The 13,511-nt window shown below is 56.0% G+C and carries 10 protein-coding genes; 7 read left to right on the forward strand and 3 right to left on the reverse strand.

Translation table 11 applies throughout. The features are described from left to right. The first annotated feature begins 1 nt into the window (after window position 1). The 7 genes from TBK1r_RS19870 (at window position 2) to TBK1r_RS19900 (ending at window position 8,886) form a co-directional block, all read left to right on the forward strand. On the forward strand, window positions 2–1,672 hold the full coding sequence (locus TBK1r_RS19870) for an arylsulfatase (RefSeq protein ID WP_419580180.1): 1,671 nt from the start codon (window positions 2–4) through the stop codon (window positions 1,670–1,672). Window positions 1,673–1,991: 319 nt separating this feature from the next. Beyond that, window positions 1,992–3,380, forward strand: coding sequence for a DUF1593 domain-containing protein (locus TBK1r_RS19875; protein ID WP_145214494.1), 1,389 nt, complete (start codon window positions 1,992–1,994; stop codon window positions 3,378–3,380). A 424-nt stretch (window positions 3,381–3,804) separates the two neighbouring features. Beyond that, window positions 3,805–5,256: a hypothetical protein gene (locus tag TBK1r_RS19880; RefSeq protein WP_145214497.1), complete on the forward strand. Its 1,452-nt coding sequence runs from the start codon at window positions 3,805–3,807 to the stop codon at window positions 5,254–5,256. Between the two features lie 138 nt (window positions 5,257–5,394). Beyond that, complete coding sequence (locus TBK1r_RS19885) at window positions 5,395–6,807, forward strand: beta-agarase (protein ID WP_145214500.1); 1,413 nt, start codon at window positions 5,395–5,397, stop codon at window positions 6,805–6,807. A gap of 57 nt (window positions 6,808–6,864) precedes the next feature. After that, complete coding sequence (locus tag TBK1r_RS19890; protein WP_145214503.1) at window positions 6,865–7,419, forward strand: GNAT family N-acetyltransferase; 555 nt, start codon at window positions 6,865–6,867, stop codon at window positions 7,417–7,419. Window positions 7,420–7,430: 11 nt separating this feature from the next. After that, complete coding sequence (locus TBK1r_RS19895; RefSeq protein WP_145222857.1) at window positions 7,431–7,736, forward strand: 3'-5' exonuclease family protein; 306 nt, start codon at window positions 7,431–7,433, stop codon at window positions 7,734–7,736. A gap of 139 nt (window positions 7,737–7,875) precedes the next feature. Further along, window positions 7,876–8,886 carry a hypothetical protein gene (locus tag TBK1r_RS19900; protein WP_145214506.1) on the forward strand — a complete coding sequence of 337 codons (1,011 nt, stop codon included), beginning with the start codon at window positions 7,876–7,878 and terminating at the stop codon, window positions 8,884–8,886. A gap of 253 nt (window positions 8,887–9,139) precedes the next feature. Here the strand turns inward: TBK1r_RS19900 and TBK1r_RS19910 are convergent, their stop codons facing one another. The 3 genes from TBK1r_RS19910 to TBK1r_RS19925 form a co-directional block, all read right to left on the reverse strand. Next, entirely contained in the window at window positions 9,140–9,349 is a 210-nt protein-coding gene (locus TBK1r_RS19910) for a sulfatase-like hydrolase/transferase (RefSeq protein WP_145214509.1), read from the reverse strand. Between the two features lie 95 nt (window positions 9,350–9,444). Beyond that, entirely contained in the window at window positions 9,445–11,610 is a 2,166-nt protein-coding gene (locus tag TBK1r_RS38740; protein WP_419580181.1) for a 3-keto-alpha-glucoside-1,2-lyase-like domain-containing protein, read from the reverse strand. A gap of 288 nt (window positions 11,611–11,898) precedes the next feature. Further along, complete coding sequence (locus tag TBK1r_RS19925; RefSeq protein WP_145214512.1) at window positions 11,899–13,332, reverse strand: arylsulfatase; 1,434 nt, start codon at window positions 13,330–13,332, stop codon at window positions 11,899–11,901. Between the last annotated feature and the right edge of the window lie 179 nt (window positions 13,333–13,511).

Genomic DNA, 13,511 nt, shown 5'->3' on the forward strand with positions numbered 1-13,511 from the left:
CGTGAAGCCGAATGTCATTTTGATCGTTACGGATGACCAAGGCTACGGCGATATGTCCTGTCACGGAAACCCGTGGCTGAAGACACCCAACCTGGATCGGCTTTGCGCCGAAGGCGTCAGCTTGGAAAACTACCATGTCGATCCGGTTTGCACGCCGACACGCGCCGCCTTGATGACCGGGCGTTATTCAACGCGCGTGGGAGCTTGGGATGTGACCCAAGGGAGACAATTACTTGCGCCCGATGAAGTCACGATGGCGGATGCCTTCTCCGATTCGGGTTACCGAACCGGCATGTTTGGAAAATGGCACCTGGGAGACACCTGGCCGTACGCGCCGCGCTTCCGTGGATTTCAAGACGTCGTTCGTCACCTCGCAGGCGGCATCGACGAAATCGGAAACCCGATCGGAAACGACTATTTCGACGACACGTACTATCGCAACGGTGTCGCCGAAAAGATCGACGGGTATTGCACCGACGTGTTCTTCGCGGAGTGCCAGCGGTTTGTCACGCAGAAATCGGAACAACCGTTTTTCGCGTATTTGCCGCTCAACGCCATGCACGGGCCGCATACGGTTGCGGAAAGCTATTCAGCTCCGTTCAGAGCCCAGGGTCATTCGGAAAACCGATCCAAGTTCTTCGGCCAGATCATCAACTTTGACGAGAACCTTGGCCGCTTGCTCGATACCCTTCAGCAGCACAATCTCGCCGAAAACACGATTGTCATTTTCATGGGCGACAACGGTACTTCCGAGGGTTCCAACGGTCGCAATCCAGATAACGGCTTCAATGCGGGCATGCGAGGGAAGAAGGGTTCTGTCTACGAAGGCGGGCATCGAGTTGCGTGCTTCGTGCGTTGGCCGGGTCAGCTCGATGCGGGACAACGGGTTCAACCATTGACATCGTGCCGAGACTGGTTTCCCACTCTGATTGAGCTGTGCGGGTTGAAATCCCCCGACGGTAATCCGTTCGACGGGCAGAGCCTGAAACCCTTATTCGACGGTGCGACCGACGACTGGCCATCTCGCACGCTTTTCGTCCAGCGGCAGCCTGACCAACCAAAGCTTCTTCTTGATGGTAATGGCGACAACCCATGGCGTACTCCGCACTACGGTGTGCTTACCGAAAGGTGGCGGTTGGTTGACGGCGAACTTTACAACATTGGCGAAGACCCCAGTCAAACGAATGACCTCGCGCAGCAGCACCCCGAGGTCGTACAGAAACTCAAGTCCAGCTACCGCCGACATTTTGCGGACGTCTTTCGTGATGACGCCCCGTATGTGCGTTTCCAGCTTGGCGATCAACGCGAGAACCCGACATTGCTGACAGTGCGCGATTGGCATCCGACCAAAGGCAACGTGATTTGGAAGCAAGAGCAACTGTCCGACGACAGACTCGCGATCAATGGTTTTTGGGCCGTGAATGTCACGCAGCCCGGTCGCTACACCATTCGACTCACCCGATTCCCCGACGATGCGCCCGCGTCGATGGGGGCAACCCATGCGGTGCTGCGCATCGGTGTTCAGAAGCTTGAGAAACAGCTCCGTGAACACGACAGGTCGGTCACGTTCGAAACGGAGCTTCCCGCCGGCCCGGCCATCTTGCAAAGCTGGCTCAGTGACGATGACGGCACGGTTCGTGGAGCCTATTTCGTGAAAGTGGAAAAGCGGTAAACCCCGCTTTGCGTCAGCCCCCCCACTGCGACGATTGCATCGAGTTAAAAACCAGCGGTGATGTCTTCTTTCGAGTGACAAGCCGCAACGCTTAGCGTAAGCAACGAGCGATCAACAACTACCTTGTGATGCGTCGCCGCCGTCGCCAGATTGTGGCGCTGACGAGACGGGGATGGCAGAACAATGGGATGGCAGAATGATGGATGCCAGAAACCATCACTGCTTCGTCTGGTAAGATGGACAAAGCTGCCGTACATCGACGCAGACGTCCACCGTCGAACGAAGACTCCCAACTGGCCCACCCTTAGAAACAACCGAAATGAGTAAGCTTTGGCTATCCCTGGCATCCACGGTCATTTTTTCAGCTGCTCTTGCCGTGCCTTCGATCGCGGCTGAACTCAAACCCCGCATGGTTGTGCTGACCGATGTTTCAACATGGGAGACCGATGACAGCGAGTCTTTGGTGCGATTGATGGTTCACGCAGATTTGCTGGAGATCGAGGGACTTGTTTTCACGACAGGCTGGAGCCTGGATAAGACTCGCGATGATTTCATGGGATTGATCCACGATGCGGTCAACGCTTACGAAAAAGATCTTCCCAATCTACAGAAACGGTCCGACCAAACGGCACACTCACGCGATGAATCACGCCAGCAGATTGGTTACTGGCCAAGCCCCGAATACTTGCGCGATCGCATTGTGTACGGCAGCAACAAACGCGGTGCCGAACATGTGGGCAAAGGAAACGATTCGCCGGGCAGCGACTTGATCATCCGGCTGGCTGACGAAGAAGACGACCGGCCGTTGTGGATCACGGTCTGGGGCGGCGGCAACACGCTGGCACAAGCGGTTTGGCGAGTTCAGCAAGATCGCAGTGCGGTGGAATTGAAGAAGTTCCTGAATAAACTCCGCGTGTACACGATCACGGATCAAGACCGTGATCAAAGAACTCCGTTCGCGGACAGTTCGCACCAGTGGTTACGACGCGAGTTCGAGAAGGACTTGTTCTTCATCTGGGACGAATGCGCTTGGAAGTTCCAGAACGGCACCGGCAAAAAGAATTGGCCAGAATATGAAACTCACATTCAGGGGCATGGCAGCCTTGGCAAGGTTTATCCGAAGTACAAATATGGCGTCGAAGGTGACACGCCCGCCTTTCTGCATCTGATGCCAAATGGATTGAACGACCCGAATGTTCCAACGCACGGTGGCTGGGGAGGCTATGCCGCGTGGGGCGTAAGCGAAGACGGCGAAACCCGCTGCTTCACCAATCACACCGGTGAAAGCAAGACCGCCTGCAACTCTTTAGAGAATCACTTCTATCCGGCTACCTTTAATAACTTTGCCGCCCGAATGGATTGGGCCAAACAGGGATTCGGAAACCGAAATCCTGTTGTCGCCATTGGTGAGGACGCGACGATCGACGTTCTGACCAGGAAACCCAAGCAGGGTTCTAAGGTCACACTCGACGCGTCAAATTCGTCCGACCCCGACGGCGATCATCTCACGTTTCGCTGGTGGATGCTGTCGGCAGCCGGCACATTGAAACAGGATGTCGAGATTTCCAATAGCAATTCGGCCGTCGCCACCGTTGACGTTCCGTCCGATTCCGCGGGAAAGACATTCCATGTCATTTGCGAGGTCACAGACGACGGCACCCACAACCTTTCCGGATACCGTCGCATCATCTTTGAACCCACAAAGTGAACGAGTTCCGTAGACTGCCCCCGCTTTTGACCAGCACATCCCACCGACTCTTGTTCGTCCAAGACGATTGACTCATGCCGCACATGTTCCGAACAGCAGTACTGCTGACCACCGTGCTTCGCTGCCACACCTTCAGTTACGCCCAAAGCTCCGCGGCTTCCCCCACCTTGGCATTTCCGACTGCCGAAAATACCTCAACAGCATCGAGTGACGCTCGTCGTACTCGGTCTACAGCGACCGACACGCTTAGGTGGCGACATACGGAACGCTTGAGCGGGCTGCCGGAAATTTGACGCATTCAGGTTTACATTTTGGCCGCTGACGACATCTCCTTCACAGGCCTTGAGACAGGTCGATCGGTTATCAGCCTGTCATGCCAAAAGCGACAAACTGGAAGCCGACCCTACTTCCCCGGAGATTTTTCATGCAGTCTTTTCGTTTTTCAGCCATCTGTGCACTGCTGATCGGCATCGCGTCACCACCATGGGTATTCATGGCGTCCGCTGCCGAGCTGGATCAATATGGCGGCACGACGGCCATCAAAGGCGAAGCGACCGGTTTTTTTCATGTCGAAGAAATCGACGGACGTCACTGGTTCATCACTCCGGACGGAAATGCATTCTTTGCCGTTTCGCTCAGCCACATGCTTTCGGGTGAAAGCGACGTCGCCTGCCAAAACGTGTACGGCGGCGATGCGGATGCGTGGCTGAAAGGTTCGTTCGAGAAAGCCCGAGCGATGGGCTTCAACTGTGCACTCGGTAGCGCAACGAGCCCGGAACGCAACTTGAACGGATTCGTCGATGTTCCCAAGGCCGAAAAACTGTTCCGCGAAGCCAACTTCCCCTTTGCGGTCGGTGTGATCTTGCTGAAGCATCCGTGGGAATTTGTCGACGGCGAAACACTGCCGGATATCTTCCATCCCGACTATGAGCAGCTGATCCGATCGCGAGCGGCACAGATCTGCCCCCGCTATAAAGACGATCCGCTTTGCATGGGATACTACTACGGCTTTGGAGCCTTCAACCAATCCGATCAGTGGGTCAATCATCACTTTTCGCTACCGCCGGGAAGTCCCGGCCGAGAGGTGTTGTCGGACTTGCTGATCCAGCGTTACGACAATGACGTGGCGAAGTTCAACGCGGTCTACGGCACATCGCTCCACGACATGTCGGAACTGAAGTCGAGCTTTGAGCTGACGTATGAAAAGGAATACGAACGCCGCAACTATCCCCGCGTCGGACAATCACTCGACAAAGACAAGCTCGCCGACTTTGAAGCGATCGTGTCGCACATGTGCGTGTCCCTGTACAAACTGGGCCACGACGCCATTCGACGATGGGACGACAACCACTTGATCCTCGGTTCGTTCATCAAAGAATGGGCTCTGTCGGTGGATTCATGGAAGAAAGCGGCACCGTACGTGGACATGCTCGCGCCGCAGCACGTCAACGAGTACATTTCGGTCAGCGACATCGCGGATGCGACCGATCTGCCCATCATCTTTTCCGATGAGTATTTCGGGTTTCATTACCCGGGCGGGACCGGAAGCCTGCACGCGGGCCTGGTTTCACACGACGCGCGTGGAGAGGTTTATCGCGCAAATCTGATGCGACATTTCAAGGACCCCGGTGTCTTGGGAGTCACGTATTGCGCCTGCATGTACGACCAGGGCGGCAACACGCTGGCAAAGAACAACCAAAACGGCTTCTACTCTCTCGACGGCGAGCCTCGTGAGAAGTTGATCGAAGTGGTGACGGATCTGAACGGTTCGATCTATGAACACGCCACGAAACCAGCATCGCCGGAAGCGTTGGAAAAGTTGAACACCGAGTTGTTCGAAAAGTGGAAGGAACACAGCGTTCGCCGTAGACGTTGATTCTGTTGCCACCGCCTGTCGATGTTCGTGTGAGCCGAAGGCGCTAGCCTCGGGCCATACAGCTTTAGTGGTGGAACGGAAAGGCCCGCGGCTAGCGCCGTCGGCTCACAAGTATCTTTAAAAAACAAGAAGCATCAAATGCACACGTTACGAATCAGCCTGTTGATTGCCGTGACAACACTCCTTGCCGCAGGCGTCTGTAGAGCAGCAGACGCCGAAGACGCAACGGGGTTCATCCACGTTAAACAGATCGACGGTGTTTGGTGGTTCATCAACGCCGAGGGCGAGAAGTTTGTCAGCATTGGCGTGAACCACATCGAGCCGCATCTGTGGCTTGCTCCGTACAACAAAGCGGCGACGCTGAAGAGGTACGGCAGCGACATGGTCGATGCGGGTGGTCATTTCAACACCAGCGGTGAGGCAGCCAAGAAATGGATCGACGCTCAAGTGAAGACCACTCAAGAACTTGGTTTCAACACCTTCGGCAAGCACACCCACCCTGCCATTGACCCGAAGCTCTACCAGGAACAGATCTACTACATCGCCTCGCTCGACACCGCGCCGTTGGCCGGCTGGCAGGAGAGGCACGGTCGCGGGCCAAGGCCGGATGTTTTTTCGGTGGACTTCGAGAACCATGTCGCAGCGCGCGTGCGCCAAGTCACCGAACTGCACAGGGATCAACGCAATTTGATCGGCTATCTCTACACCGATGTGCCCAGTTGGGTGATGGGTCGCGCCGACCAGATGCAGCGGAACGATACGACGATGATTTATCCCTGGATCAATGCGATCCTGCCACTCGGTGAATCGTCACCAGGAAAGCTGCGGTGGCTGGAACACCTGAAGCAGCGTTACCCGAGCGCGAAAGCTGCCGCCAAGGTGTGGGGCATGCCGATCAGCCCGACCTACGGTATTTCATGGAAGGAAATGGCTCGACAAATGGATTGGTCAAACGCCACCGACGTTGCGTCTGCGAAAGAGGACATGCTGACGTTCATGCCCATCATTGCGGAGCAGTGGTACGGACTGCACGACCGACTGATTCGCAAACACGACCCGAACCACCTGATTCTCGGCGACAAGAACATGGTGATGTGGTACTACGATTTCATCCTGCCGGCGGTCAAGAAGCATGTCGACGTCGTCTGCGTACAGGCATACGGCCCGTGGGAAAATGACAAGAGGCTGTGCGACATGATCTATGAAGCAACCGGGAAACCGATCTTCAACGGAGACGGTTGCTTTGGTCTGGCCGGACCGAACCAGCAAGAGTGGGGCGTGAAGGGATTCCGCACCGGTGCGAAAACGATCGAAGACGTCGCGCGTCTCTACGAAGAGATGCTCCGGGGCATGATGGCGACGCCCTACTACATCGGCTGGCATCACTGCGGCTACATGGAACAGTGGGACGAGGCTGAACGAGGCGACTCACCCCGCAACGAGAACGGTTTTCTTGACCCGCTGGAGCGGCACCGCACCGAGTGGACCGACGTTCTCAAAGCCATCAATCCGAAAGCTGCGGAACTACACGCCGCCGCCAGTGTCGACTAGCCCGACGTGGTAAACTGCTGCAACGCCTTGGACCATCTGACGTATTGGGTCGAGTGAATGCCTTCAGCCACAACGCCAAAACTGAGACCGTTTCGAGCGGAAGACGCGGAGGCGTGTTTGGCCTTGTTCCGTGATTGCGTTCACCGCGTCAACTCTCGCGACTACACGCGAGCACAAATCGATGCCTGGGCGCCACGGACGATCGATCTGGAAGCCTGGCGCTGTCGCTTTGACGATCGGTTGGCGTATGTCGCGGTTGAAGGTGACCGCATCGTTGGCTTCACCGACATGACTCGCGCCGGACACCTCGACCGCTTGTTCGTGTCGGCCGACCATCAGGGCCGTGGCATCGCTCGCCGGCTCGTCGAACGACTTCTGAGCGACGCCGCAGACCACTCGATCGATGAAATCACGACCGAAGCCAGCATCACCGCGAGACCATTCTTCGAACGGATGGGATTTAGCGTCGTGCGGGAACAAACGGTTGAGTGCCACGGAGTCCAATTGACGAATTATCGGATGCGGCGATCGATGCAAGCCGATGCGAAAGACCTGGCAACCGAGTCAGCGAGAAAAGTGATACGAGTAGCATCGGCGAGGAGAAAGAGTTGACAAACCGAGAGATGGATCAAAAAGCGGCGATCATGATTGTCATCGAACATCTTGGCGACATCCCGGCTGGCACCAAGTGTTCCGCGGTCTTCTTCGACACCGAAAGGATTCGCCGTGAAAAAGAATTCCACGCCAAGCTGTACAGCCAGAATGGCGTCCGAGATCCGGAAATCCTGCGGGCGATGGTCGCCGCGAATGTGCCCGACGATCCTTATTGGCTGGTCTCACTGAAACCCGGCGATGGTGCGCCCGGCAACGTCACTCGTTTACACAGAGTCGACGACCGAACCGGGAAGGTGCTCGGCGATCCGGCGTAGGTGCCAGGTCCGCAGGCAAGACGTTGAACGGGGAAGGAACACGAATGGTGTGGGTCGGTTCAAACTGTGCCCTTCGAGGAATCATTAAACTGATGCGGAAACGGCAGAGAAACATTCTACGGCGCACGAGAGAGCAACAATGACGTGGTTCGATCGACTGACGGGAATTGACGAGCAATCGCCTGAACAGATCCGCCACAAACTGCGGGTCGAAGGGTCAGACATCGTTTGCCCTAGCGGCAAGCGGATCGCGTTCGGACGACTGGAAACACCCCAACTGTCAGAACTTCGACGTTCGGTCGCTACGCTCGAACTCAAACCGAAACGATCCACCCTCGGCGAAGTCGTCGGCGATGTTCGCGAAATGCACGCCGACCCGGCCAATGCGGATGCGCTGTTTCAGGTCGCCTCGCAGTTCAATCTGTTGGAAATGACCAGCCCCCATGTCACGCCTGAAAGAGGCGTCGGTATTTACGAAAACGACCACACGCAAGGGCCGGCTTGCGCGATCGCCTGCGGAGCCGGCACCATCTACCGCAATTACTTTGCCGACGTCGATGGACAGTTCGGGCAAACCGCCGACAAGCAAATCGACTGCTCCGCTGACCTCGGCCGCGAACTCGGCAACACCGATGAGCGTCTGTGGACCATGCGGAACGGTTATCTGTTTCCAACCGATGCTGGACTCGACGAGATTTCGACGAAGCTTCAGTCGATGACTGAGGACAACCAGGATCGGCTGCGTGGCGAGTTGCGGATCGGCCTTCAATGGCAAGCGGGCGTCACGCTCGCCGGTGCTCGCCACAACGTCAGCCAGGCCTATTGCTCCGCGCTGCCCGTTGCCTATGGCAGTCAGCCTAAAACGCAATGGGCAGACTTCGCCCGATTGGTTCTGGATGCCGCGTACGAAGCGACCTTTGCCGCGGCGGTGATCAATGCGGCCGATACGGGTGCCAACACAGTTTTCCTCACCTTGCTCGGTGGCGGCGTCTTCGGAAATGACGATGCCTGGATCACCGCCGCGATTGAAAGAGCTTTCAAGATCTACGCCGACCGAGGTCTCGACGTACGAATCGTTTCCTACAGCCGCTCCAAAGCCGCCGTCACCGATCTGATCCAACGGATCAAGGACGCGGATGCAGCGTCGTAGACCCGCTTCTCAATCCGATCCGTATCGGCTTTGCATGCCTTCAGTATCGATAGTCAGCACCGTCGCGACTGAGTTGGCATTCACTGTCGATCGATCGTCGGAAAGTAATCGACAGTCGAACAACGAACACTGGTCGACGTTCCCGGCGGGATCACTCCAGGCCACACCGCACAAGCAGGAACCAACAGGCCGCCCTCGTACAGGGTGTGCTTGTGCCCCGCGAAAGGCCCTGCCGATACCACGCCTTTTTTGGTCAGTGAAAGCGATCAAACCGAACACCTTCGGCAGCCATCGCATCCAAATGGGGTGTCTTGATGCCATCGTTGCCGTTGAATCCAACGTCGCCCCATCCCTGGTCGTCGCTCATCAGCAAGATGACATTCGGCCTGTCCCGTTCCTCGGCCGATAGTGGCAGAGCGGCCAGTGCAACAAGGCACGAGACAATGATGGGCGTTAGGTTCATAACGTTTCCTGAAAATCGTCGGGGTTGATTCTTTGCTGAGAGCCATCGCGACGCAAACTTCTTGCGGTTCGACTCGAACGCACTCGGCGGAACCGTCATTCTCCTCGCTGGATGAAACCTTCAACATCTTCAAGGTGAATCTCCTTCCTTGCATCCGCAGCCCGAGTCTCCAACTCCACATTAACGAACTCGATGTTCTTCGCATGCCGAATGTAGGCTCCCCACGATGGCAGAACGCCGAAGAAAAACTGCTCAGGATAGCGATCAATGTCTTCCGGCACCTCACGTCTTGCGTCTTCCGTTGATCCATGTCCCGGAAACGAGATTTTAACGTTCTCCAATCTGACATTCTCGACGTAGTGACCGGGAATCCCGGTGATCATGATGGGACCGGCTTTCGACTTCTCCCTATCAGTAACCTCTGTGGAATCTTCAGCCGTGATGTTCTTGTAAGCCGCTCGCGTAGCTTCTTCCCGATCCTCGATGGTGACTTCTGCAGTGACATCGCTGATGCGGATGTTACGGAGCGTTCCGACCGGCGGTTTTCCCGCGTCACCCCTGATAAAAGTCTTTCCTCGATCTCCCAGTCGAATAAAAATCGGGCACCCGACATTGTCCATGACGATTCTTGAGAGACTGACGTTTTCCAAACGCCCACCGTCGACCAATTGTAATTTGATGGCGCCCATCGGGCTGTTGTAGAAATAGCAGTTGGTCACCTTCACATCGACAAAACCGCCTCGGGAAGACGTTCCGAATTTCAATGCAGCGGTGTTGCTGGACACCTTGCATCCACGCACAACGACGTTCCGACAAGGGTTCATCGAACTCTTCAGGCAAATCGCGTCATCGCCGGAGTCAATGTCGCAGTTTTCAATGAGAACATCTTCGCAACCATCCAGATCCAGTCCGTCATTGTTGAAGTTGTTGTTGCGAAACCGAATGGTGACCGCGTTAAAATGGATGTTCTTGCAGTCGATCAGATGCAAGCCCCAGAACGCGGGACGCTTCCAGGTGACGCCGGAAAACGTCAGTCCGTCGCAGTTGACCATCCGCAGCAGACGGGGGCGGAGACCCTGGTTCCTGCCACCAGATCGGTTTCTGGGGAAATGCTCAGGAGTCCCTCTCCCATCGATGACGCCTAAACCTTCGATCGCGACGTTGTCCGCTCCGTTGGCATAAATCAGACAATGCGGCCCGCCTTCTCTCGGTTCATCGATGCCTTCGGTCCTGTAGTCGGCTTTGTTGGTACTACCTAACAGATTGGCGCCGTGGTCGAGTGAAAGCCTGACGTTGCTTTTCAGCTCGATTGTGCCGATCTGGAAATCTCCCGCAGGTACACGAACGACCCCTCCGCCCCCAGCATGACAGGCATCGATGGCATCCTGAATCGCTTTCGTCTCCATCGCGACGCCGTCACCGACGGCGCCGAAGTTCTTGATGTTGATCACCTTGTCCGAAAGCGGCTCTACGGAATCAGCTGACTTCATTGAATCGGTGCGTGTCTCTTTGCTAGTTGAATTTCTAACCAGCCAGATGTTCCGAAACTTCACCGGTGACCCGTGCTCCTGTAAAACGATTGGCGAGGCTGGCTGCTCCGGGAATGCGGCGTACTTATTTCGCCGAAGTGACAGGCGAACGTCGTCGTGGATCAACTTGCCGTTCAATCGCACGGTGACACGCGCAGCACCCTTTTCGGTCATGAAGCCGTTTCGCCCAATCTCCGCTGCCTGATATTCCAAGTCGACCGTTTGCCACTCTCCCGGGCCGAGGCCGGCGTTGGCATCTGGTACGCGGAGTTGATAAATCGCACCACAGTCACCGAGGCCAGCTGTTGTCGTTCGGCTGGAGTCTAGAATCTGCAGTTCGTACAAGGGCCCGAAAAAGATGCCGCTATTGCCATTGCCACCGTCGTCAGGCAACTGAAATTCCAGATGCAGGCGGTAGTCTCGGAATTTTTCCTTCGTGCACAGAAACTGCTTTCGACGTGCTCCGTTGAATTCAAAAGCGATCTGCATCGCCTCGCCATCGACCAGCTTCCATTGAATTTCTTTCTGATCATCGCTCGGATTGATCCACTGCCACGAGAACGGCTTCCAGGCATCAAAGTTCGAGCCATCGAACAAGATGACCGCACCATCTGGCGGAACAAGACCGAGTGTCGACTCCGAATTGTCGTTCGCCGTGGCAGGCGTGCTTGCGGGCACCGAAAACCCGCAGGTCAAAACCAGTATCAAGGTAAGCCAAGGTCGGTTCGTCACTCCTTCTCTCCTGTGATGCCGGCTTTATCGCTAGCCTTGCCATGCCATGCGGATTCCCATTAAGCCGGTATTCGCTCAACGCGCTTTAGCTGGTCTTTGGCAAGGTCTCTTCGGACTCAGTCGGATCATATTTGACGCTGAACTCGATCGCAAGCAAACAACGCTACAATCGCTTGCAATGCCAGGCTGATGTGAGAGACATCCAACGCTTGGCCGGGCGATCGAGCACTGGCGAGGACCATTCAACTCACTCGGTTGCAAATTCCATTTTCCGCTGAACCAAGACAGTTACGGGTCCAGACCGGGGAGTTGCCATTTCTTTAAGGGGTGGGTTTCATGCTCGTCACGCATGATCCGCGCAATGCGTTTGACAACATCCGGATGGCTGTCGGCGACGTCGTGCTCCTCCGCGATATCAGTGGATAGGTCGTAGAGTTCGATGTTTCCGCTGAGTCCATTGAGGCGGTAGCCCTTCCATTTTCCCAGGTGCACGGCTTGCTGTTTCGCTCGTTCATAGAACTCCCAGTACAGGTGTTCTCGATCCGCCTGTTTTTCCGGCTCATTCCTGAGCGTCGGCAGAATGGAAATGCCATCCATTTCGGGAGAAGCCGGAAGACCTCCAGCCTCGGCCAGAGTTGGCATCAGGTCGTATTGAGTTGTCCATTGGTCGGTAGTGGAACCGGCGGGGATCGTTCCAGGCCAGTACGCAATCAAGGGAACTCGAATCCCGCCTTCGTAAAGGTAGCGTTTATACATACGATACGGGCCATTTCCGTCCCAGGTGTCGGTGCGTTCGTAGTAGCTGTCCTCGTCGCCATTGTCGGACGTCCAGATGACGATCGTTTTCTGATCGAGGTCCAACTCCTCAAGTGCCTGGACGATGCGACCGACGTTGCGGTCGTGTCGGGTCATTAATGCTGCGTAGAGTTGTTCCAGCTTTGTCAGCCCGAGATTGTCGTAGCCTTCCAGCGAAGGTGTCCACAGACCGTGAAAGGGAATCGCCGCAGCATCGCCGTGCGGAACGGTGCTTGCGAAATAAACAAAGAAGGGCCGCTCTTTGTTTTCGGCCATGAAATCAATGATTTTGTCGGTGTACAGGTCATCTGAGAAGACGCCATGGTCGCCGAGGACAGGGACATGTTGGCCAATCTTCGTCCGCTCGTTTTCCGGAATCACTTTTTTGACGCCGTTCTCCCAGATGTGGGTGTTGTAAAAGCTGCGACAGTCAACATGCCCAAGGTATCCCAGCCAATAATCCCAGCCAGTCAGGGTGATTGTTTCCGGTTTGTGGGATCCGCCCATGCTCAACTTGCCAAACCCCGCTGTGGTGTAGCCGGCCTGTCGCGCGACTTCTCCCAGCATCGGATACGTCGGCGGCCATTCGGCAATGGGAATTCCTCCGTGGTTGGCTCGCCAGGCGGCGTGGCCTCCGTGCTTTCCAGTCAGCAGGCTACAGCGCGACGGACCGCAAACGGCGTTGCCCGCATAGGCTCTTGTGAACCGCATTCCTCCCGCAGCCAGCTTGTCCAGATTCGGAGTCCTGATGATTTTCATGCTGGCGTCGTCCAGCTTATACGGCGGGACTTTGCCGATGCCCCAATCATCGGTGTTGATGTAGATCACGTTCGGATGGTCAGCCGATCCGTTGCCGGCACAACACATCATGGCAGCAAGGCCAAACAGCAGGCAGGCAGCCCTGAAACGGCAGTTATCGCTGGTCATTGAAATCTCAGAAAATTGAACGAGAGCGGGACCAACCGAAATCACGGACAACCGTGTCGCTCGCGATTGGTTCGCGATGGGCGTTTGTGTTTGAAGTGACGGCTAACCGATCATAACAATAGAGGCCCTGATTCGCCTGTAAACCGCCCCCTGGTGCGGGTGTACTGACTATCCCCGGG

The sequence above is a fragment of the Stieleria magnilauensis genome (assembly GCA_007753675.1).
In the GTDB taxonomy this organism is placed as follows: domain Bacteria; phylum Planctomycetota; class Planctomycetia; order Pirellulales; family Pirellulaceae; genus Stieleria; species Stieleria magnilauensis.

What these genes read in the sequence shown, in the direction of transcription:
- TBK1r_RS19895 (WP_145222857.1), top strand. Translation starts at nt 7,431, where the DNA reads ATGGATCAAAAAGCGGCGATCATGATTGTCATCGAACATCTTGGCGAC.
- TBK1r_RS19890 (WP_145214503.1), top strand. Translation starts at nt 6,865, where the DNA reads ATGCCTTCAGCCACAACGCCAAAACTGAGACCGTTTCGAGCGGAAGAC.
- TBK1r_RS19875 (WP_145214494.1), top strand. Translation starts at nt 1,992, where the DNA reads ATGAGTAAGCTTTGGCTATCCCTGGCATCCACGGTCATTTTTTCAGCT.
- TBK1r_RS19885 (WP_145214500.1), top strand. Translation starts at nt 5,395, where the DNA reads ATGCACACGTTACGAATCAGCCTGTTGATTGCCGTGACAACACTCCTT.
- TBK1r_RS19880 (WP_145214497.1), top strand. Translation starts at nt 3,805, where the DNA reads ATGCAGTCTTTTCGTTTTTCAGCCATCTGTGCACTGCTGATCGGCATC.
- TBK1r_RS19900 (WP_145214506.1), top strand. Translation starts at nt 7,876, where the DNA reads ATGACGTGGTTCGATCGACTGACGGGAATTGACGAGCAATCGCCTGAA.
- TBK1r_RS19925 (WP_145214512.1), bottom strand. Translation starts at nt 13,332, where the DNA reads ATGACCAGCGATAACTGCCGTTTCAGGGCTGCCTGCCTGCTGTTTGGC.
- TBK1r_RS19910 (WP_145214509.1), bottom strand. Translation starts at nt 9,349, where the DNA reads ATGAACCTAACGCCCATCATTGTCTCGTGCCTTGTTGCACTGGCCGCT.